Origin of the sequence: Streptomyces showdoensis (genome assembly GCF_039535475.1) — a bacterium.
Lineage (GTDB): Bacteria > Actinomycetota > Actinomycetes > Streptomycetales > Streptomycetaceae > Streptomyces > Streptomyces showdoensis.
This window is the reverse complement of the sequence record NZ_BAAAXG010000026.1, coordinates 1,361,286-1,384,076: the sequence shown is the minus strand read 5'-3', so window position 1 is coordinate 1,384,076 and position 22,791 is coordinate 1,361,286. Positions and strand designations below refer to the sequence as shown.

14 protein-coding genes, 3 rRNA genes and 1 pseudogene are annotated in these 22,791 nt (G+C 68.7%); 7 read left to right on the top strand and 11 right to left on the bottom strand.

Going from position 1 to position 22,791, the window contains the following annotated elements:
* The first annotated feature begins 116 nt into the window (after positions 1–116).
* The gene (locus ABD981_RS19070; protein ID WP_123954677.1) at positions 117–1,493 is read left to right on the top strand and encodes an NAD(P)/FAD-dependent oxidoreductase; all 1,377 of its coding nucleotides are present in this window, start codon (positions 117–119) and stop codon (positions 1,491–1,493) included.
* Between the two features lie 106 nt (positions 1,494–1,599).
* Positions 1,600–3,264, top strand: coding sequence for an ATP-binding SpoIIE family protein phosphatase (locus ABD981_RS19065; protein WP_046909081.1), 1,665 nt, complete (start codon positions 1,600–1,602; stop codon positions 3,262–3,264).
* A gap of 8 nt (positions 3,265–3,272) precedes the next feature.
* Here the strand turns inward: ABD981_RS19065 and ABD981_RS19060 are convergent, their stop codons facing one another.
* Positions 3,273–4,550, bottom strand: a complete 1,278-nt coding sequence (locus ABD981_RS19060; RefSeq protein WP_205628213.1) for an MFS transporter — start codon at positions 4,548–4,550, stop codon at positions 3,273–3,275.
* A 142-nt stretch (positions 4,551–4,692) separates the two neighbouring features.
* Here ABD981_RS19060 and ABD981_RS19055 point away from each other — a divergent pair, with 142 nt between their 5' ends.
* The 4 genes from ABD981_RS19055 (at position 4,693) to rrf (ending at position 10,969) form a co-directional block, all read left to right on the top strand.
* Complete coding sequence (locus tag ABD981_RS19055; RefSeq protein ID WP_046909083.1) at positions 4,693–5,259, top strand: MarR family winged helix-turn-helix transcriptional regulator; 567 nt, start codon at positions 4,693–4,695, stop codon at positions 5,257–5,259.
* Between the two features lie 576 nt (positions 5,260–5,835).
* Positions 5,836–7,361, top strand: a 16S ribosomal RNA gene (locus tag ABD981_RS19050).
* A 283-nt stretch (positions 7,362–7,644) separates the two neighbouring features.
* Positions 7,645–10,766, top strand: a 23S ribosomal RNA gene (locus tag ABD981_RS19045).
* Between the two features lie 86 nt (positions 10,767–10,852).
* Positions 10,853–10,969 (top strand): 5S ribosomal RNA (gene rrf / locus ABD981_RS19040).
* Together the 16S, 23S and 5S rRNA genes form the textbook arrangement of a ribosomal RNA operon.
* Positions 10,970–11,051: 82 nt before the next feature.
* Here the strand turns inward: rrf and ABD981_RS19035 are convergent.
* The 4 genes from ABD981_RS19035 to ABD981_RS19020 are packed head-to-tail and all read right to left on the bottom strand — an operon-like array spanning position 11,052 to position 14,665.
* Positions 11,052–11,723 (bottom strand): response regulator, encoded by a 672-nt coding sequence (locus ABD981_RS19035; protein ID WP_345529927.1) that lies wholly within the window; start codon positions 11,721–11,723, stop codon positions 11,052–11,054.
* Positions 11,720–12,943, bottom strand: a complete 1,224-nt coding sequence (locus ABD981_RS19030) for a sensor histidine kinase (protein WP_345529925.1) — start codon at positions 12,941–12,943, stop codon at positions 11,720–11,722. Before ABD981_RS19030 ends, ABD981_RS19035 begins: the two co-directional genes overlap by 4 nt.
* A 10-nt stretch (positions 12,944–12,953) precedes the next feature.
* Positions 12,954–13,754: an ABC transporter permease gene (locus ABD981_RS19025; RefSeq protein WP_345529923.1), complete on the bottom strand. Its 801-nt coding sequence runs from the start codon at positions 13,752–13,754 to the stop codon at positions 12,954–12,956.
* Positions 13,751–14,665 (bottom strand): ATP-binding cassette domain-containing protein, encoded by a 915-nt coding sequence (locus ABD981_RS19020; protein WP_345529921.1) that lies wholly within the window; start codon positions 14,663–14,665, stop codon positions 13,751–13,753. Before ABD981_RS19020 ends, ABD981_RS19025 begins: the two co-directional genes overlap by 4 nt.
* Before the next feature lie 209 nt (positions 14,666–14,874).
* Here ABD981_RS19020 and ABD981_RS19015 point away from each other — a divergent pair, with 209 nt between their 5' ends.
* Complete coding sequence (locus ABD981_RS19015; RefSeq protein WP_046912524.1) at positions 14,875–15,432, top strand: GNAT family N-acetyltransferase; 558 nt, start codon at positions 14,875–14,877, stop codon at positions 15,430–15,432.
* Here the strand turns inward: ABD981_RS19015 and ABD981_RS19010 are convergent.
* From ABD981_RS19010 to ABD981_RS18985, 6 genes and pseudogenes are all read right to left on the bottom strand, one after another.
* Positions 15,429–16,787 (bottom strand): P-loop NTPase family protein, encoded by a 1,359-nt coding sequence (locus ABD981_RS19010; RefSeq protein WP_425586419.1) that lies wholly within the window; start codon positions 16,785–16,787, stop codon positions 15,429–15,431. The two genes, ABD981_RS19015 and ABD981_RS19010, sit on opposite strands and share 4 nt — an antisense overlap.
* Before the next feature lie 187 nt (positions 16,788–16,974).
* Positions 16,975–18,367, bottom strand: a pseudogene (locus tag ABD981_RS19005) (ATP-binding protein).
* 20 nt (positions 18,368–18,387) lie between these two features.
* Entirely contained in the window at positions 18,388–19,941 is a 1,554-nt protein-coding gene (locus ABD981_RS19000; protein ID WP_046908542.1) for an SCO6880 family protein, read from the bottom strand.
* Positions 19,938–21,290, bottom strand: coding sequence for a membrane protein (locus ABD981_RS18995; RefSeq protein WP_046908543.1), 1,353 nt, complete (start codon positions 21,288–21,290; stop codon positions 19,938–19,940). The genes ABD981_RS19000 and ABD981_RS18995 overlap by 4 nt, the downstream gene beginning before the upstream one ends.
* Positions 21,280–22,077: a hypothetical protein gene (locus ABD981_RS18990; protein ID WP_046908544.1), complete on the bottom strand. Its 798-nt coding sequence runs from the start codon at positions 22,075–22,077 to the stop codon at positions 21,280–21,282. Before ABD981_RS18990 ends, ABD981_RS18995 begins: the two co-directional genes overlap by 11 nt.
* A gap of 115 nt (positions 22,078–22,192) precedes the next feature.
* Positions 22,193–22,501, bottom strand: a complete 309-nt coding sequence (locus ABD981_RS18985) for a hypothetical protein (protein ID WP_046908545.1) — start codon at positions 22,499–22,501, stop codon at positions 22,193–22,195.
* Positions 22,502–22,791 lie beyond the last annotated feature (290 nt).

The following is a 22,791-nucleotide window of genomic DNA, read 5'->3' as shown; positions in this document are numbered from 1 at the left end:
CCTGCGCGGTTCACCACCGGCACGCCCCATTCGCCACCCCACGCCTCCGCCCCGCTCCGGTCACACAATTTGCCGGGCCTGTGGACAAACCCCGGACGGCGTTGCGTCATGGGACAGTGACCGAACCTGTGCGCGTTCTCGTTGTCGGCGGTGGCTACGTCGGGATGTACACCGCGCTGCGCCTCCAGCGGCAGCTGAAGGCCGAGCTCAGAAGCCGCACGGCCGAGATCGTCGTGGTCACGCCCGAGCCGTACATGACCTACCAGCCGTTCCTCCCCGAGGCCGCCGCGGGCTCCCTCTCCCCGCGCCACGTCGTCGTCCCGCTCCGCCGGGTGCTCGACCGCTGCCGGATCATCATCGGCGAGGTCCACTCCGTCGACCACTCCAAGCGCACGGCGACCCTGTCCACCCTCGCCACCGACGAGGAGGGCGCCGGGAACGTGCAGCTCGGCTACGACGAGCTGGTCATCGCCCCCGGCTCCGTCTCCCGCGCGCTCCCGGTCCCCGGCCTCGCCGACCACGGCATCGGCTTCAAGACCGTCGAGGAGGCCATCGGCCTGCGCAACCACGTCATCGAACAGATGGACATCGCCTCCTCCACCCGCGACCCCGCGATCCGGGACGCCGCCCTCACCTTCGTCTTCGTCGGCGGCGGATACGCGGGCGTCGAGGCCCTCGCCGAACTCGAGGACATGGCCCGCTACACCGCGCGGTACTACCACAACCTCAAGCCCGAGGACCTGCGCTGGGTGCTCGTCGAGGCCTCCGACCGGATCCTCCCGGAGGTCGGCGAGGAGATGGGCCGCTACGCCATCCGCGAGCTGCGCGCCCGCAACATCGACGTCCGCCTCGGCACCCGCCTGGACACCTGCGAGGGCCGCGTCGCCGTCCTCAGCGACGGCACCCGCCTGCCCACCCGCACCGTCGTGTGGACCGCCGGCGTCAAACCCGCGCCGCTCGTCGCAGCCACCGACCTGCCCCGCAACGAGCACGGACGGCTGCGCTGCACCGCCCGGCTCACCGTCGAAGGCGTCGAGCACGCCTGGGCCGCCGGCGACGCCGCCGCCGTCCCCGACGTCACCGCCGGGGAACCCGGCCGCGTCTGCGCGCCCAACGCCCAGCACGCCGTCCGGCAGACCAAGGTCCTCGCCGAGAACATCGCCGCCTCCCTGCGCGGCGAGCCTCTCAAGGAATACGCACACAAGTACGTCGGCTCCGTAGCCTCGCTCGGCCTCCACAAAGGAGTCGCCCACGTCTACGGCCGCAAGCTCAAGGGCTACCCGGCCTGGTTCATGCACCGCGCCTACCACCTCAGCCGGGTCCCCACGTTCAACCGCAAGGCCCGCGTCCTGGCCGAATGGACCCTCTCCGGCCTGTTCAAACGCGAGATCGTCTCCCTCGGCTCGCTGGAACACCCGCGCGCCGAATTCGAACTCGCCGCCGCACCCCCACCCGCGCCCAAGCCCTCCGGCGAGGACGAGCCCTCGGGCTGACATCACTGTCAGTGCACTCGTCCACACTGGACGTGTGACCATAGGTGGGCTCACACCTGCACAGAGTGACTCTGCACGGCAACGACACCACGAGGCATACAGATCCGTGAACTTCACCCGTTGGAGCGCCCGGCTCCCCGGTACGCAGCGCCGCGCGGCGCGGGGGACCGAAGGTTCCGTGCCCGCTGCCCGCGGTGAGTACGGGCCGCAGATGGAGCATCCCGCCGCCGACGCGCCGGGCGCCGAGTCCGTCGACGCCGCAGAGGTCCCCGCCCTGGAGGACTTCACCGTGCGGGAGATCGTCGGCCGCCTCCCCGGCCTCGTCGCGCTCGCCTACGGCCCGGAGCACCGCATCGCGTACGTCAACGACGCGTACGCCGCCGCCTTCGGCCCCCGCCCCGCCGGCGCCACCGTCGCCGACACCTGCCCCGAGGCGGAGGAGCTCGGCCTGATCCCCCTCATGGACCAGGTCCTGCGCAGCGGCAAGCCCCGCACGGTCAAGAGCCGCCGCACCCACGACGGCGGCTCCTACACCGTCACCTGCCTGCCCGTCGAGAGCCCGCGGCTCCCCGACGGCGGCGTCCTCGTCCACGCCGCCGACGTGACCGACCACGCCGAGGCCGCCGAGCGGCTCCGCGCCAGCGAGCGCCGCCACCGCGAGACCGCCGTCACCCTCCAGCGCTCCCTGCTCCCGCAGGAGCTGGAGCAGCCCGACGACCTGCGCATCGCCGCCACCTACCAGCCCGGCGTCGCCGACGCCGCCGTCGGCGGCGACTGGTACGACGTCATCACCCTCGGCGCCGGCCGCACCGCCCTCGTCATCGGAGACGTCATGGGCCGCGGCGTCCGCGCCGCCGCCGTCATGGGCCAGCTGCGCACCGCCGTCCGCGCCTACGCCCGCCTCGACCTGCCCCCGCACGAGGTGCTCCAGCTCCTCGACGGCCTCGCCGCCGAGATCGACGCCAGCCAGATCGCCACCTGCGTCTACGCCGTCCACGACCCCAACGAGGGCAAGCTCGTCTACGCCTCCGCCGGCCACCTCCCGATCCTCGTCCGCGACGAGGACGGCACCGTCCGCCGCGCCGAGGACCCCACCGGGCCCCCGCTCGGCACCGGCGGCTGGCTCCACACCTCCGGCACCATCGCCCTGCCGCCCGGTTCCACCGCCGTCCTCTACACCGACGGCCTGGTCGAACGGCGCCGGGAGGACATCGACGAGGGCGTCGCCGCCCTGGAGCGCGCGCTCTCCGGTGCCACCGGAACCCCGCAGGTCGTCTGCGACCGGCTGCTCCGCTCCCTCGGCATCACCGCGGAGCACGATGACGACGTCGCCGTCCTCGTCGTCCAGCACCCCGCCCGCAAGGGAGCCACCGCCGAGCTCTTCCACAACGCGGCCCTGGAGCTGCTCGGCGGGGTGGAGGCCGCGCCCCGCGCGCGGGCCTTCGCCTCCGGCGTGCTCGCCAGCTGGCGCTTCCCGGTGGAGCTGTGCGACCTCGGCGTCCTCGCCACCAGCGAGCTGGTGGCGAACTCCCTCCAGCACGGCACCCCGCCCATGCGCCTGCGGCTGCGCCGCACCGACCGGCGCCTGATCATCGAGGTGACCGACGGCGACGACCACCTGCCGCGCCGCCGCAGGGCGGAAACGGAAGACGAGGCGGGTCGCGGGATCTCCATCATCGCGACGATCGCCTCGTCCTGGGGGAGCCGCCGGACTCCCGGCGGCGGTAAAGCGGTGTGGTGCGAGTTCGCCCTGCCGGACCCGCCCTCCTGAAGAGGGGGTCAGGCGGACGCGGTCTCCTTCGCGGGCTGGTGCTGAGCCACCACCCGCGAGGGCTTCGCAGCCAGCGACGGCTGGTTCTGCACCGGCGTGAGCTGCTTGCCGAGCCGGACCGCGAGGAACGTGATCCCGAGCGAGAACAGCACGAAGGTCACGATGTACGGCCCGTGCAGCGCGGCCCCCATGGGCCCGCCCACGGCCGGACCGACCGCCAGCGCGAGCTGCTTCACCAGGGCGAAGGCCGAGTTGTACGTACCGACCATCGACTCCGGCGCCAGATCGGCCACCAGCGGCGCCACGGTCGGCGACAGCATCGCCTCGCCGAGACCGAACAGGGCGTACGTGGAGATGAACGCCGCCGTCGCCATCGCCTGGCTGCCGTGGCCCAGGCCCGCGTACCCGGCGATCAGCCACGCCACGGTCCAGATCAGACCGACCGCCGCGATGACCCGGGTCCGCTTGCGGCGCTCGACGAACTTCAGCACCAGGAACTGGGCGGCCACGATGACGGCCGTGTTGGCGGCCAGGGCGATGCCCAGCGTCGACGGCGCGATGCCGGCGGCCTCGGTGCCGTAGGCCGCGAGACCCGACTCGAACTGTCCGTAGCAGGCGAAGAAGAGCACGAAGCCCAGCACGCACAGCTGCACCATGGCCTTGTGCTGGAGCAGCGCCCGGACCCCGCCGCCCTTCTCCGCGGCCGGCCGCGCGCCCTGGAGCGCGGGCGAACCGGGCATCCGGACGGTCAGCGCGATGGCGCCGAGGACCAGGAACATCACGGACTCGATCGAGAACAGCAGCAGGAAGCTGTCCGGCCGGCTCACGTCGACCAGCTGGCCGCCGATGAGGCCGCCGACGCCCAGACCCAGGTTCTGCAGGAAGAACTGCATGGCGAAGGAGCGCGTACGGGTCTCCGGCGTCGAGCACCAGACGATCATCGTCGCCAGCGCCGGCTGCATCACGGCCGTACCGGCACCGAGCAGCGCGGCGGCGCCCACGGCCGCCGGCACGGAGGACGCGAGGCCCATCCCGAGCGCGCCGACCGCGGCGAGGCCGGAGGCCACGAGCAGCACGGGCACCGGCCCGCGCCGGTCGATGGCGCGACCGCTGAAGGGGAGGACTACGAGCGCGGCCATGGCGAAGACGGCCAGCACGACGCCCGCCGTGGTCGCGCCCAGATCCCGCACCTGAGCGACGTACACATAGAGGTACGGCACGGTGAAGCCGAGTCCGAACGCGCTCAGCGCGCTACCTGCCTGAATCCGGCGCATCGCGGCGCCCATCGCCTTGGTCACACTCACCCACTTCGGTCGCGGGTTCAGGCCTGTAGCTCTGAACCCTGAAGACTTCAACACTAAAATTAGATCCTTAACAATACACATAGAAGGACTTCAACGCCAACGACCCGCGTGGGATACTCGCCGCATGTCCGACACCCCCGAGCAGTCCGGCCCGCAGCCACCGCAGGAGCCGACCCTCGACGAGCAGATCGCCGCCTACCAGCGCGAGTTCCGCGACCTCGACCCCCAGGTCGAGAAGGTCGTCTCCGCCCTGGGCCGGCTGAACCGCCGGATGAACGTGGCGTACGGCCGCCAGGTCGCCGACCTCGGCATCAGCAACGCGGAGTGGGAGGTCCTCAAGACCCTCGTGCTCTCCGGCGCCCCCTACCGGCTCGGCCCCGGCGAGCTCGCCAAGCGCCTCGGCCTCACCCCGGCCGCGATGACCCACCGCATCGACCGCATGGCGGGCGAGGGCCTGGTCACCCGCGACCGGGACGAGAACAACCGGGTGCGCGTGATCGTCGAGCTGACCGACGAGGGTCGCCAGAAGTGGCTGGAGGCCATGCGCATGGCGACGGACTTCGAGGAGGAGCTCCTCCAGGACCTGTCGACCGAGGAGCGGGGCGCCCTGGGCGAGATGCTGATCCGCCTGCTCCGCCGCGTGGAGCTCACCCAGCCGGACGCCGGCGGGCGGCTGACGGACCTGGACTGAGGCCCCGACCGAGGGCGCGACAGGGGCCGCGAAGCGGGGGTTGACACCCCCCTGGGGGACGCGTAGTGTTCTCCGAGTTGTCACGGAGCCGGAACGGTTCCGGAACAGCCATCCCGCCGCTCACGCGGCAACCTCAACTCCGCGCGATCTCCCAACCGGGACGAATTTCGGCATGCCGAAATTCATTTCGAAAGACTCGATTATGAGTCGCCGGGAAAATCCGCTAGAGTTTGAGACGTCGGAACGGCCCAACAGCCGGAAAGACAAATCCCGCCGACTGGGAATCAGACGCCGAAAGGATCTGATAGAGTCGGAAACGCAAGAACGAAGGAAGCGCCCGGAGGAAAGCCCGAGAGGGTAAGTACAAAGGAAGCGTCCGCACCTTGAGAACTCAACAGCGTGCCAAAAATCAACGCCAGATTAGTTGATACCCCGTCCATCTTCGGATGGTCGAGGTTCCTTTGAAAAAGTCCACCCTCCGGGGTGGCACACAGCGAGGACGCTGTGGACAGCAGGCCCTATTCCGGCTTGTCTGTCCCGCTCAACGCGAGTGTCTAGCCGGATTACCGGCAAACATTCACGGAGAGTTTGATCCTGGCTCAGGACGAACGCTGGCGGCGTGCTTAACACATGCAAGTCGAACGATGAAGCCCTTCGGGGTGGATTAGTGGCGAACGGGTGAGTAACACGTGGGCAATCTGCCCTTCACTCTGGGACAAGCCCTGGAAACGGGGTCTAATACCGGATACGACCTGCCGAGGCATCTCGGCGGGTGGAAAGCTCCGGCGGTGAAGGATGAGCCCGCGGCCTATCAGCTTGTTGGTGAGGTAACGGCTCACCAAGGCGACGACGGGTAGCCGGCCTGAGAGGGCGACCGGCCACACTGGGACTGAGACACGGCCCAGACTCCTACGGGAGGCAGCAGTGGGGAATATTGCACAATGGGCGAAAGCCTGATGCAGCGACGCCGCGTGAGGGATGACGGCCTTCGGGTTGTAAACCTCTTTCAGCAGGGAAGAAGCGAAAGTGACGGTACCTGCAGAAGAAGCGCCGGCTAACTACGTGCCAGCAGCCGCGGTAATACGTAGGGCGCAAGCGTTGTCCGGAATTATTGGGCGTAAAGAGCTCGTAGGCGGCTTGTCACGTCGGGTGTGAAAGCCCGGGGCTTAACCCCGGGTCTGCATCCGATACGGGCAGGCTAGAGTGTGGTAGGGGAGATCGGAATTCCTGGTGTAGCGGTGAAATGCGCAGATATCAGGAGGAACACCGGTGGCGAAGGCGGATCTCTGGGCCATTACTGACGCTGAGGAGCGAAAGCGTGGGGAGCGAACAGGATTAGATACCCTGGTAGTCCACGCCGTAAACGTTGGGAACTAGGTGTTGGCGACATTCCACGTCGTCGGTGCCGCAGCTAACGCATTAAGTTCCCCGCCTGGGGAGTACGGCCGCAAGGCTAAAACTCAAAGGAATTGACGGGGGCCCGCACAAGCAGCGGAGCATGTGGCTTAATTCGACGCAACGCGAAGAACCTTACCAAGGCTTGACATATACCGGAAAGCATTAGAGATAGTGCCCCCCTTGTGGTCGGTATACAGGTGGTGCATGGCTGTCGTCAGCTCGTGTCGTGAGATGTTGGGTTAAGTCCCGCAACGAGCGCAACCCTTGTCCTGTGTTGCCAGCATGCCCTTCGGGGTGATGGGGACTCACAGGAGACCGCCGGGGTCAACTCGGAGGAAGGTGGGGACGACGTCAAGTCATCATGCCCCTTATGTCTTGGGCTGCACACGTGCTACAATGGCCGGTACAAAGAGCTGCGATGCCGCGAGGCGGAGCGAATCTCAAAAAGCCGGTCTCAGTTCGGATTGGGGTCTGCAACTCGACCCCATGAAGTCGGAGTTGCTAGTAATCGCAGATCAGCATTGCTGCGGTGAATACGTTCCCGGGCCTTGTACACACCGCCCGTCACGTCACGAAAGTCGGTAACACCCGAAGCCGGTGGCCCAACCCCTTGTGGGAGGGAGCTGTCGAAGGTGGGACTGGCGATTGGGACGAAGTCGTAACAAGGTAGCCGTACCGGAAGGTGCGGCTGGATCACCTCCTTTCTAAGGAGCACAGTACCGATTGCAGGCAAACGTTCTGCACGGTCAGCTCATGGGTGGAACGTTGATTAGTTGGCGTGAGTGACCTGAAGGTCTCCTAGTACTGCTTCGGCGTGGAACGGGGAACACGGATGGTGCTCACGCTTGGCACGTTGTTGGGTATCTGAGGGTACGGCCGAAAGGTCTGCCTTCGCGATGCCGGCCCCAGTGAACTTGATCCGTATGGGTCAGGGTGATGGGTGGCTGGTCGTTGCTTGAGAACTACACAGTGGACGCGAGCATCTGTGGCCAAGTTTTTAAGGGCGCACGGTGGATGCCTTGGCACCAGGAACCGATGAAGGACGTGGGAGGCCACGATAGTCCCCGGGGAGCCGTCAACCAGGCTTTGATCCGGGGGTTTCCGAATGGGGAAACCCGGCAGTCGTCATGGGCTGTCACCCATGCCTGAACACATAGGGCATGTGGAGGGAACGAGGGGAAGTGAAACATCTCAGTACCCTCAGGAAGAGAAAACAACCGTGATTCCGGGAGTAGTGGCGAGCGAAACCGGATGAGGCCAAACCGTATGCGTGTGAGACCCGGCAGGGGTTGCGCATGCGGGGTTGTGGGATCTCTTTTTCACAGTCTGCCGGCTGTGAGACGAGTCAGAAACCGTATGGATAGGCGAAGGACATGCGAAAGGTCCGGCGTAGAGGGTAAGACCCCCGTAGCTGAAATTCATGCGGCTCGTTTAAGAGACACCCAAGTAGCACGGGGCCCGAGAAATCCCGTGTGAATCTGGCGGGACCACCCGCTAAGCCTAAATATTCCCTGGTGACCGATAGCGGATAGTACCGTGAGGGAATGGTGAAAAGTACCGCGGGAGCGGAGTGAAATAGTACCTGAAACCGTGTGCCTACAAGCCGTGGGAGCGTCGGATGCAAGCTTGCTTGCATCTCGTGACTGCGTGCCTTTTGAAGAATGAGCCTGCGAGTTTGCGGTGTGTTGCGAGGTTAACCCGTGTGGGGAAGCCGTAGCGAAAGCGAGTCCGAATAGGGCGATTCAGTAGCACGCTCAAGACCCGAAGCGGAGTGATCTAGCCATGGGCAGGTTGAAGCGGAGGTAAGACTTCGTGGAGGACCGAACCCACCAGGGTTGAAAACCTGGGGGATGACCTGTGGTTAGGGGTGAAAGGCCAATCAAACTCCGTGATAGCTGGTTCTCCCCGAAATGCATTTAGGTGCAGCGTCGTGTGTTTCTTGCCGGAGGTAGAGCACTGGATAGGCGATGGGCCCTACCGGGTTACTGACCTTAGCCAAACTCCGAATGCCGGTAAGTGAGAGCACGGCAGTGAGACTGTGGGGGATAAGCTCCATGGTCGAGAGGGAAACAGCCCAGAGCATCGACTAAGGCCCCTAAGCGTACGCTAAGTGGGAAAGGATGTGGAGTCGCAGAGACAACCAGGAGGTTGGCTTAGAAGCAGCCACCCTTGAAAGAGTGCGTAATAGCTCACTGGTCAAGTGATTCCGCGCCGACAATGTAGCGGGGCTCAAGCGTACCGCCGAAGTCGTGTCATTGCAGCAATAAGCCCCAACGGGTGCTGTGATGGGTAGGGGAGCGTCGTGTGCCGGGTGAAGCAGCCGCGGAAGCGAGTTGTGGACGGTTCACGAGTGAGAATGCAGGCATGAGTAGCGATACACACGTGAGAAACGTGTGCGCCGATTGACTAAGGGTTCCTGGGTCAAGCTGATCTGCCCAGGGTAAGTCGGGACCTAAGGCGAGGCCGACAGGCGTAGTCGATGGACAACCGGTTGATATTCCGGTACCCGCTTTGAAACGCCCAATATCGAGCCCATTAATGCTAAGGCCGTGAAGCCGCCCCGGAGCCTTCGGGCAAAGGGGAGTGGTGGAGCCGCTGACCCAAGGTGGTAGTAGGTAAGCGATGGGGTGACGCAGGAAGGTAGTCCAGCCCGGGCGGTGGTTGTCCCGGGGTAAGGGTGTAGGCCGTGTGATAGGCAAATCCGTCACACATTAAGGCTGAGACCTGATGCCGAGCCGATTGTGGTGAAGTGGATGATCCTATGCTGTCGAGAAAAGCCTCTAGCGAGTTTCATGGCGGCCCGTACCCTAAACCGACTCAGGTGGTCAGGTAGAGAATACCGAGGCGTTCGGGTGAACTATGGTTAAGGAACTCGGCAAAATGCCCCCGTAACTTCGGGAGAAGGGGGGCCATCACTGGTGATCGGATTTACTCCGTGAGCTGGGGGTGGCCGCAGAGACCAGCGAGAAGCGACTGTTTACTAAAAACACAGGTCCGTGCGAAGCCGTAAGGCGATGTATACGGACTGACGCCTGCCCGGTGCTGGAACGTTAAGGGGACCGGTTAGCTCTGTTTCGACAGGGCGAAGCTGAGAACTTAAGCGCCAGTAAACGGCGGTGGTAACTATAACCATCCTAAGGTAGCGAAATTCCTTGTCGGGTAAGTTCCGACCTGCACGAATGGCGTAACGACTTCTCGACTGTCTCAACCATAGGCCCGGTGAAATTGCACTACGAGTAAAGATGCTCGTTTCGCGCAGCAGGACGGAAAGACCCCGGGACCTTTACTACAGTTTGATATTGGTGTTCGGTTCGGCTTGTGTAGGATAGGTGGGAGACTTTGAAGCCGTGACGCCAGTCATGGTGGAGTCGCCGTTGAAATACCACTCTGGTCGTGCTGGATGTCTAACCTCGGTCCGTGATCCGGATCAGGGACAGTGTCTGATGGGTAGTTTAACTGGGGCGGTTGCCTCCCAAAGGGTAACGGAGGCGCCCAAAGGTTCCCTCAGCCTGGTTGGCAATCAGGTGTTGAGTGTAAGTGCACAAGGGAGCTTGACTGTGAGACCGACGGGTCGAGCAGGGACGAAAGTCGGGACTAGTGATCCGGCGGTGGCTTGTGGAAGCGCCGTCGCTCAACGGATAAAAGGTACCCCGGGGATAACAGGCTGATCTTCCCCAAGAGTCCATATCGACGGGATGGTTTGGCACCTCGATGTCGGCTCGTCGCATCCTGGGGCTGGAGTCGGTCCCAAGGGTTGGGCTGTTCGCCCATTAAAGCGGTACGCGAGCTGGGTTTAGAACGTCGTGAGACAGTTCGGTCCCTATCCGCTGTGCGCGTAGGAATATTGAGAAGGGCTGTCCCTAGTACGAGAGGACCGGGACGGACGAACCTCTGGTGTGCCAGTTGTCCTGCCAAGGGCATGGCTGGTTGGCTACGTTCGGGAGGGATAACCGCTGAAAGCATCTAAGCGGGAAGCCTGCTTCGAGATGAGTATTCCCACCTCCTTGAGAGGGTAAGGCTCCCAGTAGACGACTGGGTTGATAGGCCGGATGTGGAAGCCCAGTAATGGGTGGAGCTGACCGGTACTAATAGGCCGAGGGCTTGTCCTCAGTTGCTCGCGTCCACTGTGTTAGTTCTGAAGTAACGAACTCGCCCCTCCTGTGGGGGGTGCGGCTTGAGTTCAACTTCATAGTGTTTCGGTGGTCATAGCGTTAGGGAAACGCCCGGTTACATTCCGAACCCGGAAGCTAAGCCTTTCAGCGCCGATGGTACTGCAGGGGGGACCCTGTGGGAGAGTAGGACGCCGCCGAACAATCATTGTGGGAAAGCCCCGCACCTTATGGTGCGGGGCTTTTCTGCGTTCAGGGGCCGTTCAGAGGCCGGATTCGAGCCGCTCAGGCCGGCTGTACCAGGCCCGTGTCGTAGGCCAGGATGACGGCCTGGACCCGGTCGCGGGAGCCCGTCTTCGACAGGATCCGGGTCACGTGGGTCTTCACCGTGGACTCGGCCAGGTGCAGCCGGGTGGCGATCTCCGTGTTGGTCCAGCCCTGGCCGATGACCGTGAGGATCTCGCGTTCCCGGTCGGTCAGGGCCGACAGACGAGGGTCCTGCTCCCGGGGCTGCCGTGCCGTGGCCGACGCCGGCAGGTGGTGCACGTACGCGTCCAGGAGACGGCGGGTCAGGGACGGAGCCACCACAGCGTCGCCGCTCGCCACCGCGCGGACGCCGGCGAGGAGTTCCTCCGGCTGGGCGTCCTTCACCAGGAAGCCGCTCGCACCGGCGCGCAGGCCGTCGTACGCGTACGCGTCCTGGTCGAAGGTGGTGACGATCAGGACCCGGGTGCGGGCGCCGGTGGCGACGATCCGGCGGGTGGCCTCGATGCCGTCCAGGCCCGGCATCCGGACGTCCATCAGGACCACGTCCGGACGGTGCCGGTCGACGAGACGGACGGCCTCGGTGCCGTTCGCGGCCTCGCCGACCACGGTCATGTCGTCCTGGCTCTCCAGCAGCATGCGGAAGCCGAAGCGCTGCATCGCCTGGTCGTCCGCGATGAGAACGGTCGTCACGAGGGGGAGTCCTCCCGGGGAAGTCGGAGCCGAACGCGCCAGCCGCCGGTCGGCGGCTGGCCGCATTCGAGTGTGCCGTCGTAGAGCGCCGCGCGCTCGCGCATTCCGGCCAGGCCCTGACCGGCCGTGCCGGTCCGCCTGCCCGAGGCCCTGCCCGAGGCCGGGGCCGTCCCCGTGCCCTTGCCCGTGCCCTTGCCCGTGTCCTTGCCCGTGTCCGTGACCGTGGCGACCAGGGCGTCCCGGGTGTACGTGAGCTCCACCGTCGCCTCCGCGCCCGGGCCCGCGTGCTTCAGCGTGTTCGTGAGGGCTTCCTGCACCACCCGATAGACCGTCAACTGCGCTCCGGGGGACAGCGCGTGGTCCACCGGGGGCAGCTCGGCGCGGACCGGGAGGCCCGCGCCGCGTACGCCGGCGATCAGGGGTTCCAGATCCGCCAGGGTCGGCTGGGGGTCCCGTACCCCGGTCGGTCCGCCGTCCTCCCGCAGCACCCCGAGGAGGCGGCGGAGGTCGGCCAGGGCCTCGCGGCTCGTGATGCCGATGGCGTCCAGGGCCTGGGCGGCGCGTTCGGGGCTCTTGGCCGCCGCGTACCGGCCGCCGTCGGCCAGGCCCGTGATGACCGACAGGCTGTGGCCGATGATGTCGTGCATCTCCCGGGCGATGCGGGCCCGTTCGGACGCCGCCGCCAGACGGACCTCACGGTCGCGCCGCTCCTCGCGGGAGCGGACGGTGACGCCGAGGAGGACGGCGAGGGCGTACGTGAGGAGGGCGGGGAGGAGACGGCTGCCCCAGGAGTCCTGGGGGAAGCGGACGGCGCCCACGGCCAGGGGGGCCACGAGGAGCGCGGCCGGGGACAGCAGGGCGCGGGGCGGGCGGGTGCGGGCGAGGTGGAAGAGCGGGATCGCCTGGAGGTAGGCGGCCTGGAGGAAGGCCCCCGAGGCGGCGCTGACCACGGCCGCGCAGGCCAGTACGGCGAGGACGGCCGCGGGGTGGCGGCGGCGCGCGTACAGCGGGAGCGTCATCGCCAGGGTCGTGCCGGTCACCAGCGCGGCCGGGACGGTCGGGTCGGCGGCGGTGCTGCGCCAGCCGCCCGACGCGTCCACGAGCGCGGCGCCCGTCCAGAACAGGGCCAGGGCCGCGTCCCACACCCGGGGGCGGGACGCGTCGAAGTCCCGTACCCGGGAGGTCAGTCCGTTCAGGGCGCCGCTCAGGTCCGTGGTCATCGCGCCATCCTCATACGTCGCGGCGCCGCAGCGACAGCGCGGGGACGGCGAGTGCCGCGGCCGCCCACAGCAGCAGCGTGAGGAGTGCGGCGCCGGGCGTGGGTGCTCCGGGGGCCGGGGTGGCCGTGCCGAGGGCGCCGGCCGCCTGGACGGGGAAGTGGCGGACGGCCGTCTCCACCCACGCGTACGGGAGCGTCGCGAGGACCTGCGGCAGCACCAGCACTCCGCCGATGAAGGCGCCCAGCGCGCCCGGTACCGAGCGGAGCGCGGCGCCCAGGCCGAGGGCGACGAGGCCCAGCAGGGTGCCGCCCGCGGCGTTGCCCGCGAGTGCGGTGAGGACGCCGTCGTCGGTGAGGGAGGCGGCCTGGTCGGTGTCGTCGAGGAAGACCTGGGCCACGGTGAAGGTCAGCAGCGCCGTGGCGAGGGAGAGCGGGAGGACGGCCGCCGTGTAGGCCGCGGCCTTCGCCCACAGCACCGGCAGGCGGCGCGGGACGGCGGTGAACGTGGCGCGGGCCAGGCCGGTCGCGTACTCGCCCGCCGTCAGCAGGATGCCGAGGACGGCGAGGGAGACCGCGCCGAGCTGCGAGCCGTACAGGGTGAGGACGACCGTGTCGACGTCGGCGTCGCCGCCGCCGGAGGTGTACGTGGCGCCCATCAGGACGCCGACGCCGAGGACCAGGGCGACCGTGGCGAGGAGGGTCGCCCAGGTGGAGCGGACCGTCCACAGCTTGTGCCATTCGGCGTGCAGGACGCGGGCGTGGGTGACGCGAGGGTACGTGGTGGGTGTGGTGGGGGTGGTTGGGGTGGTCATGCCGGGGCTCCCTGGTACTCGACGGAGTCGTGGGTGAGGTCCATGAACGCCTGCTCCAGGGAGGCGGTCTGCGGGGTGAGTTCGTACAGCGGTACGCCGTGGGTCGCGGCGGCGCGGCCGATCTCCGGGGCGTCCAGGCCCGAGACGTGGAGCGTGTCGGGGGCGTCGAGGGGGTCGACGGTGATGCGGGTCGCGCCGGGGAGCAGCCCGCGCAGGCGGTCGGCCTCGGGCGTGACGACCTTGACGGTGGAGCCGCCGGCCTGGCGGACGAGTTCGGCGACGGTGGTGTCGGCGAGGAGCCGGCCCTTGCCGATGACGATCAGGTGGTCGGCGGTCAGTGCCATCTCGCCCATCAGGTGCGAGGAGACCAGGACCGTGCGGCCTTCGGCGGCCAGCGAGGTGAGGAGGGTGCGGATCCAGCGCACGCCCTCGGGGTCGAGGCCGTTGACCGGCTCGTCGAGGATGACGGCGGCCGGGTCGCCGAGGAGGGCGGCGGCGATGCCCAGGCGTTGGCCCATGCCGAGGGAGAAGCCCTTCACCCGGCGGTCGGCGACCTCGGTGAGACCGGTGACGGCCAGGACGTGGGCGACGCGGGAGCGGGGGATGCCGTGGGTGAGTGCGAGGGCCGTGAGGTGGTGGCGGGCCGAGCGGCCCGGGTGCAGGGAGCGTGCTTCGAGGAGGGCGCCGGCCCGGGTGAGCGGGGCCGGGTGCTCGGCGTAGGCGCGGCCGGCGATCGTGGCGCGGCCGCGGGTGGGGGCGTCGAGGCCGAGGAGCATGCGCAGGGTGGTGGACTTTCCCGCGCCGTTGGGGCCGAGGAAGCCGGTGACGGTGCCGGGGCGGACGGTGAAGGAGAGGTCCTGGACGACCGTTCGGGTGCCGTAGCGCTTGGTGAGTTCTTCCGCTCGGATCATGCTTCCGACGGTAGGGAGGGGGGTGGGGCGGGGCGTCGGACCTCGGGTGGGGGAGGGGGTGCGGGCGTAGTACCGGGGTACGACGGGGTGGGTCGGTTGTGGGGTGGATGCGGGTTGGTTGCGGGTCGGCTTTGGGTGGGCTCTGGGTGGGGGTGGGGCCTGACAAAAGCCCTTGTCAGGTGGGGTGCCGGGTCGCCAGGATTTCGGGCATGGACTTTTCTATACGTGTGATCCGGGCCGACGAGTGGGAGCCGAGCCGCGAGATCCGGCTGGCCGCCCTCCAGGACCCGGTGGCCTCCATCGCCTTCCTCGACACCTACGAGGACGCCGTCCAGCGGCCCGACTCCTTCTGGCAGGAGCGCGCGGAGGGCGCGTCCGACAGCGGGGGCGGCGGGGTGCGGCAGTTCGTGGCCGAGACGCCGGACGGGCGCTGGGTCGGCACGGTGACCGTGCTGGTGGAGCGGCCGACGGGCGAGGTGCGGTTCGGCGAGGCGGCCACGGTCGACCAGACGCACATCGTGGGCGTGTACGTGCGGCCGGAGGCGCGCGGTGCCGGCGTGATCGACGCGCTGTTCCGGGCGGCCGTGGAGTGGTCCTGGACGCTGCCGGAGCCGGCGATCGCCCAGGTGCGGCTGTACGTCCACGAGGAGAACGCGCGTGCCGCGGCGTTCTACCGGCGGTTCGGCTTCGCGCCGACGGGCGGGAAGGTCGCGATGCCGGGGGACGACGGCACGTACGAGTTGGAGTACGCGTTCCCGCGTCCCTAGGCGGTGGCGGTGGGGAGGGGGTCGGGCCAGCGGGACCTGGCCTGTTCCCGTGAGCGCATCAGGGCGAGGGTCGGCAGGCCCTGTGCGGCTCCGTCGGCGAGGAGTTCGGGGAGCCGGGGGAGCGGGGCGACGGCCGCGATGTCGTCGAGGACGAGGCTCAGTGGTGGGTCGAGCCGACCGTCGGATGACCGTGCGGCCATGCGGCGGCCGTGCTCGACCACGCTTGCGACGAGCGCGGTGAGCAAGGGCATCGCGCCCGGGTGGGTGCGCGGATCCTCGATCGGTTCACCCACCACGTAGAGGGTGCCCTGTTCGGCGACGAAAGATGCGAGCGTCAGGGAATCCGTTCGATTCGCCGTGCAGGCCTCTCTGATGTGGATCGAGGAGAGCGCGGAGAGGGTACGGGCCGTCAGTTCCTGGGCCGCCTGGCGGCGTTCGGGGTGGGCCGTGAGGGCGGATTCCAGGAGGCCGGCCTGGCCGGAGCTCGCCTTGGGGTGGGTGCGGAGGATCCGGACCGGGTCGTGGGCGTCGGTGCCCTGGGCCCAGCGGTGGACCTGCTTGAACGGGCGGCCGTCGATCGCGGCGGCGTGCAGCCAGCCGCGCAGGAGCGTTTCCGCGGTGTCGGCGAGGGCCGCGTCCAGGCGGGCCTGGGGGCGGACGGGGGCGAGCAGCGCGGCCGCCCGCTCCCCTGCCACGGCCGGGTCCTCGCAGCCTTCGGCCGGGTTCCAGTGGAGGCGGGCCGGGGTGTCGCAGAGGTGGCCGGGGTCGTAGACGAGGACGGGGCCCAGCTTGCCGCGGGCGTCCTTGGTCTCCGTCCACAGGGTGGGGTCGGAGGTGACGACGAGGACGGCGCCCTCGGCGTCGCGTACGGCTTGGGCGGCGGTGGGGCGGCGGGTGGCGGCGGGGGCGTAGACGAGGCGCGGGGTGGTGGTGTCCGTACGGGGCGCCGGGACCGCCTGAGGCTGAGGGTCCGGGGTGGGACGGGGGTCCGGGGTGGGACGGGGGTCCGGGGTGGGACGGGGGTCCGCGGGGTCCGGGACCTCCGCGGGGGAGGGAGGTGTCCGGACTGCGACCTTCACTTCGCTTCGCTCGTTACGGGCGCCGCCACGTCCGGACACCTCCCTCCCCCGCTCCGGCCCCGGACCCCTTCCCGCCGTCGTCGTCTGCTCGTACCCGCCCGCCCTGCGGTTCGCGCGGACCGCCTTCCAGCGGGCGAGGGTGCCGAGGGTGAAGACGGTGAGGACGGCCAGGATCATCGCCTCGCCGATGGCCAGGCCCCAGAACAGGCCGTAGCCCGGGAGGGCGGTGGCCGGGGTGCCGGGCCAGGCGGCGGGGAGGTCGGTGGGGGCGGTCATGAGGGAGCGGAGGGCCTGGGGGGGTGCGGGCGAAGGTGACGCCCGGGGGCCAGCCGCCGTGGGTGAACAGGGCGGAGAGGCCGGTGGCCGTCCAGATGAGGACGGCCAGGCCGATGAGGAGGGCCAGGAGGCCCACCACCAGGCCGTCGGGGATGCCGCCGGCCTGGTGCCGTTCCCTTTGCATGTCTTACGCCACCGTCGACTGGGGGTCGTTCATCTGCTGCTCGATGAGGATCGCGCGCTGCTCGGTCTCCCATTCGAGTTCCGGGTCGGTGGTGGACGACTCGGTCATCGCGCGGTCCGTGTAGACCAGGGGGCGTTCGCGTTCGGTGATGAGGTGTTTGACCACCTGGACGTTGCCGTTGACGTCCCAGACCGCGATGCCGGGGGTGAGGGTCGGGATGATCTCCACCGCCCAGCGGGGCAGGCCGAGGACGCGGCCGGTGTTGCGGGCCTCGTCGGCCTTCTGGGCGTAGATCGTGCGGGTGGAGGCCATCTTGAGGATCGCCGCCGCTTCCTTTGCCGCTGCTCCGTCCACCACGTCGGAGAGGTGGTGGACGACGGCCACGAAGGACAGGCCGAGGCGGCGGCCGAACTTCAGGAGGCGCTGGAACAGCTGGGCCACGAAGGGGCTGTTGATGATGTGCCAGGCCTCCTCGACGAGGAAGATGCGCTTCTTCCGGTCGGGGCGGATCCAGGTGTGTTCCAGCCACACGCCGACGATCGCCATGAGGATCGGCATGGCGATGGAGTTGCGGTCGATGTGGGACAGGTCGAAGACGATGAGGGGGGGCGTCCAGGTCGATGCCGACCGTCGTGGGCCCGTCGAACATGCCGCGCAGGTCGCCGTCGACCAGGCGGTCGAGGACGAGGGCGACGTCGAGGCCCCAGGCCCGTACATCGTCTATGTCGACGTTCATCGCCTCGGCGGATTCCGCCTCGGGGTGGCGCAGTTGCTCGACGATGTCCGTGAGGATCGGCTGGCGGTCGGTGATGTGCTCGTTGACGTAGGCGTGGGCCACCTTGAGCGCGAAGCCGGAGCGCTCGTCCAGGCCGTGGCCCATCGCCACCTCGATGATGGTGCGCAGGAGGGCGAGCTGGCCGGTGGTGGTGATGGAGGGGTCGAGGGGGTTGAGGCGGATGCCGTCGTCGTTGGCGACCATCGGGTCCAGGCGGATGGGGGTTATCCCCAGCTCCTGGGCGATGAGGTTCCATTCGCCGACGCCGTCCTCGCCCTGGGCGTCCAGCACCACGACCTGGCGGTCGCGGAAGCGGAGCTGGCGCAGGACGTAGGTCTTCTCCAGGGCGGACTTGCCGTTGCCGGATTCGCCCAGGACCAGCCAGTGGGGGGCCGGCAGCTGCTGGCCGTACAGCTGGAAGGGGTCGTAGATGTACCCCTTGCCGCTGTAGACCTCGCGGCCGATGATCACGCCGGAGTCGCCGAGGCCGGGGGCCGCGGTCGGCAGGTAGACGGCCTGGGCCTGGCCCGTGGAGGTGCGGACGGGCAGGCGGGTCGTCTCGACCTTGCCGAAGAGGAAGGAGGTGAAGGCTTCGGTGAGGACGGACAGCGGATCTCGCATCGGTCTGTGCCCCTTCGGCCCTAGCGGCGGATGCCGGTCGCGAACGGCAAGGTGTTCACAAAGGCCCGGTGGTGCTCGCGGTCGCACCACTCCAGCTTGAGGTACGACTTGCCGGCGGAGGCCCTGATCGTGCGCTTGTCCCGGGCCAGGGCCTCGGGCGAGCGCGACGATACGGTGATGTACCCGACGAGGTTGACGCCCGCAGCGCCGCTGGCGAGATCTTCACCCCGCTGGTCGAGCCGGCCGTGGGCGGCGATGTCGCGGGGGTCGACGGTGCGGTTCATCTTGGCCTGCCGGGAGGCCTCCGCCTCGTCGTTGGTCTTCTCCGTGAGCATGCGCTCGATGGCGACCTCGGTGGGCTCCAGGTCCATGGTGACGGCGACCGTGCGGATGACGTCGGGGGTGTGGACGAGGAGCGGGGCGAGGAAGTTGACGCCCACGGGGGTCATCGGCCACTCCTTGACCCAGGCGGTGGCGTGGCACCAGGGGGCGCGGGTGGCGGACTCGCGGGTCTTGGCCTGGAGGTAGGTGGCCTCCATGGCGTCCAGCTCGGCCGGCCAGGCGTTCCGCTTCGTCATCGCCTGGATGTGGTCGATGGGGTGGTCCGGGTCGTACATGGAGTGCACGAGGGAGGCGAGCCGGGACTGGCCAAGGGGCTGGCGGACGCGGATGTCGGCCTCGGCGAGGCGGGCGCAGATGTCGGTGAGCTCGCGGGCCATGACGACGGCGAGTCCGGCGTCGCGGTCGAGCTTGCGGGCGCCGGAGGCGTGCCGGGCGGCGCGGGCCATGGCGTTGGCCTCGGCGGCGAGTTCGCGGGTGTAGTGCATGCAGGCCACGAGGTAGGCGCGGTGCTGCTCGCTGGAGGTGGAGACCATCGACTGGAGCTGCTCGTACGACTCCTGGAGCCAGCCGGGGGCCTGGTGGTCGCCGCGCTGGGCGACGTCCTTGGCGTGGGCGTCGGGGTCGGCGGGGAGGGTGCGGGCGAGCATCTGGAGGCGGGTGACGAAGCCGTCCCCGTTGGCGACGTGCTTGAGCAGGGTGCCGAAGCGGTCGACGAGGGCTTCCTGGTCCTCCGAGTCGCGCAGGCCCACGCCGGGGCCCTCGATCTCGATGGCGGCGGTGACGGTGCGGCGGTCGGCGTGCAGCAGGACGGCGATCTCGTCCGGGCCGAAGGGGGCGGCGAGCCAGCCGATGCGGCCGATGCCGGGCGGCGGGCCGATCTCGACCTCGCGGCCGTCGAGGCGGGTGCCGGCCTCGATGGTGCCGGAGCGGTAGGCGGTGCCGCGCTTGAGCATGCGCTTGTAGCTGCGGTTGATCTCGAACCACTTGTAGAAGGTGCGGTGCTTGTACGGGACGTAGACCGCGGCCAGCGCGAGCATCGGGAAGCCCGTGAGCAGGGCGATGCGCAGGGACAGGACGGGGACGATCAGTCCGCTCATCATGCCGAGGAAGGCACCGGCGATGATCAGCGCGATCTCGCCGGTCTCGCGGTTCTTGCCGACGATCGCGTTCGGCCGGGCGCGGCCGATCAGATACGTGCGGCGGGGCGAGACCGGCTGGGACTGGGTCGTCAACGCCCTCCACCTCCTGAGTTCTTGCTGTTGCTGCTACGGCTGGTGTGCGGGGTGCCCGCGGTGGGGCTGCCGCTCCGGGGCGGGGGCGGCGGCGTGGCGGAGCCGCCCGAGGAGCTGCCGCGGCTGCTGTGGGCGGCGACGCCGCCGGAGAGCGGGTTGGCCGGGCGGGGGGCGCCGCCGCCCTGACCGCCGCCCTGGCCGCCGTCGCCTCGGGTGCTGTGGGTCTTGATGCCCTGGGAGACGAGGGAGGCGGGGGAGGAGATGACGGCGGCCGCCGTGTTCTCGCCGGCGCGGTGGAGGCGGTTGTTGCGGGAGGCGACGATCTCGTCGCCGAAGCCGGGGACGAAGCGGTAGATCATGGCGGAGGCGAAGATCGCCAGCAGGATGATCGCGAGGCCGGACACCACGGCGGAGAAGGAGTCCGGGCCGGTGCCGGAGGAGAGGGCGCCGGCGAGTCCGAGGACGATGACGATGACCGGCTTGACCAGGATCACCGCGATCATGATGCCGGCCCAGCGGCGGACGTGGCCCCACATGTTCTTGTCGACGAGCCCGGCGTAGACGACGACGCCGAGGAGGGCGCCGACGTAGAGCAGCACGGCGCGCAGGACGAGTTCGAGGTAGAGCACGCCGGCGGCGAGGACGGTCACGAGGGAGACGATGATCAGCATGATCGGGCCGCCGCCGATGCTGTCGCCCTTCTCCAGGGCCTGCTTGAAGCTGCCGAAGAAGACGTCGGTCTGCTGGCCGGTGCCGGAGGCGATGACCTCGGTGATGGCGTCGGTGGCGTTGACGACGGTGTACAGGATGAGCGGGGTGAAGGCGGACGCCAGGACGGTCAGCCAGAGGAACCCGATCGCCTCGGAGAGCGCGGTGGTCAGCGGCACGCCGCGGATGGCGCGCTTGGCGACGGCGAGCAGCCAGAGGAGCAGGGTGAGGAAGGTGGCGGCCGCGAAGACGATGGCGTAGCGGCCGAGGAACTGCATGTTGGTGAAGTCGACTTCGGCGGTCTGCTTGACGGCGGCCGAGAGGGTGTCGACGACCCAGGCGGCGGCCTTGGCACAGCCGTTGGCGAGGGACGCGAGGGGATCGGGGTTGTTGGTGGGGTCGGTGATGCGGGGGCCAGAGCCGCCCGCCTTCTGGCCGTTCTCGCAGTACTCCCGCGCCTGCCCCACGATGAGCGCGCAGGGGTTGTTGCTGGCCCCCGGCGAGGGCGTGGAGCTCGGGGTGGTGGTCGGCGTGGGGGTCGGGGCCGCGTAGGCGCGGGAGGCCAGCAGGACGAGCGTGGCGGGGACGGCGGCCACGGCCGTGCCCAGCACGCGCAGCGGGAAGCGTCGGTCAGCGGGCATAGGTGAAGCCTCCGTAACCCTCGACGGCCTTGGCGATGTCGTCCGCGAGGGAGGCGCGGTTGTCGCCGTTGACGGGCGTGGGGCCCTCGGCCTGCTCCGAGCCGACGATCTTCCAGTCGTCGCCGACCCAGCGGAGCTTCTCGGTGAGGGTGAACCACGTCGATGTGACCGGCTTGGTCGAGCCCTCGCCGGCGAGTCCCACGAGTCCGGTGGACCAGACCTCCACGGTGGCGGTGTCGCCGGTGAAGTCCTTGACCTTCGTGCCGACCGGGACGGTCCGGGAGACGAAGGTCAGTCCGCTGGGGGCGGTGCCGTTGGCGTCGAGGCCGATCTCGGCCAGGAACGCGGTCGAGTAGGAGGTATCGAGGTTCCTCACCAGCGCGTCCGCGACGGCCGGGTCGTGGGTGGCCCGGACGATGCTCTCGCGGGGGCCGCGCTGGAACATGTCCACCGAGCCCAGCGCCACGGCGTAGTTGGCCGCCGCGCTCTGCGCGCCCTGTTCGTCGCGTGCGAAGCCCGCCGGGATGTCGCCGTTGCGGCCGGTGACCGGGCGGGTGCCGGTGGCCGCGGTGGGGGCGGCGGAGCGGGCGCCGGCGCCGGGGGTGCCGGACGGGGTGTCGGCGGGGCCGCCGTCGCCGCGGTTGGCGAGGGCGATGGCGGCGATCAGGAGGACCACGACGCCGACGACCGCGACGAGGGAGCGGGAGCTGCGGGCGGGTGGACGGGGTGCGCCGGTCTCAGGGAGGCGGGTGCGGGTCTGGCCGTCGTGTTCGTCGCCGAGGCTCATGCCGGGTACGCCCCTTCGGCCGTTCGCGGGTACGGCAAAGACCCTGCTGGTGGCCGCGTGGGCGCGGCGTGGTGACTGGACATCAGGGAACGCGACCTCGGTGGTGAGAAACGGGTTAGACGGCCATCCCGTACACGATGGTGAAGAGCGTCCCCAGAGAGCCGATGATGAAGACGCCGGTCAGACCGGCCACGATCAGGCCCTTGCCCTGCTCCGCGCTGAAGGTGTCGCGCAGCGCGGTCGCCCCGATGCGCTGTTTGGCGGCTCCCCAGATGGCGATGCCGAGGCAGAGCAGGATGGCCACGGCCATCACGACCTCGATCATCACCTTCGCCTCGGCGCCCAGGCTCCCGAAAGGCCCCCAGTTCGGGGCGATTCCACCGATGATGGTGGTGATGTCGCCCTTCTCGGCCGCCAGGTACATGTAACTCACCGCCCCTGTTGGGTAGTTCGTCGGCCCTTGCCGGACGGCATGGGTCGTCGACCTATCTTCGCTGATGAAACCGCTCGCGTGTGACGGCTTGACGGCTCTCTTTACCCGATCACCGCACACTTGACCGATCTGACCGTCTTGACCTGCGACGGTGCGGCCGGTTTGTATGCGAAGACGCGTATGGTCACTCTGTGTATCACGGAGGGTGACTCCGGGCAATGATTGTCGTTGTGGCACCTTTGGGGCGGCGTCGGAGCCGTCGTGGGGGACGAGCGGGAGGG

Bases quoted from the DNA above. Each gene is read 5' to 3' on its own strand.
- ABD981_RS19060 (WP_205628213.1), bottom strand. From the start codon at position 4,550: ATGGGCGCCGCGATGCGCCGGATTCAGGCAGGTAGCGCGCTGAGCGCG.
- ABD981_RS19015 (WP_046912524.1), top strand. From the start codon at position 14,875: ATGGACTTTTCTATACGTGTGATCCGGGCCGACGAGTGGGAGCCGAGC.
- ABD981_RS19030 (WP_345529925.1), bottom strand. From the start codon at position 12,943: ATGACCACGGACCTGAGCGGCGCCCTGAACGGACTGACCTCCCGGGTA.
- ABD981_RS19010 (WP_425586419.1), bottom strand. From the start codon at position 16,787: ATGACCGCCCCCACCGACCTCCCCGCCGCCTGGCCCGGCACCCCGGCC.
- ABD981_RS18985 (WP_046908545.1), bottom strand. From the start codon at position 22,501: ATGTACCTGGCGGCCGAGAAGGGCGACATCACCACCATCATCGGTGGA.
- ABD981_RS19055 (WP_046909083.1), top strand. From the start codon at position 4,693: ATGTCCGACACCCCCGAGCAGTCCGGCCCGCAGCCACCGCAGGAGCCG.
- ABD981_RS18990 (WP_046908544.1), bottom strand. From the start codon at position 22,077: ATGAGCCTCGGCGACGAACACGACGGCCAGACCCGCACCCGCCTCCCT.
- ABD981_RS19025 (WP_345529923.1), bottom strand. From the start codon at position 13,754: ATGACCACCCCAACCACCCCCACCACACCCACCACGTACCCTCGCGTC.
- ABD981_RS19020 (WP_345529921.1), bottom strand. From the start codon at position 14,665: ATGATCCGAGCGGAAGAACTCACCAAGCGCTACGGCACCCGAACGGTC.
- ABD981_RS18995 (WP_046908543.1), bottom strand. From the start codon at position 21,290: ATGCCCGCTGACCGACGCTTCCCGCTGCGCGTGCTGGGCACGGCCGTG.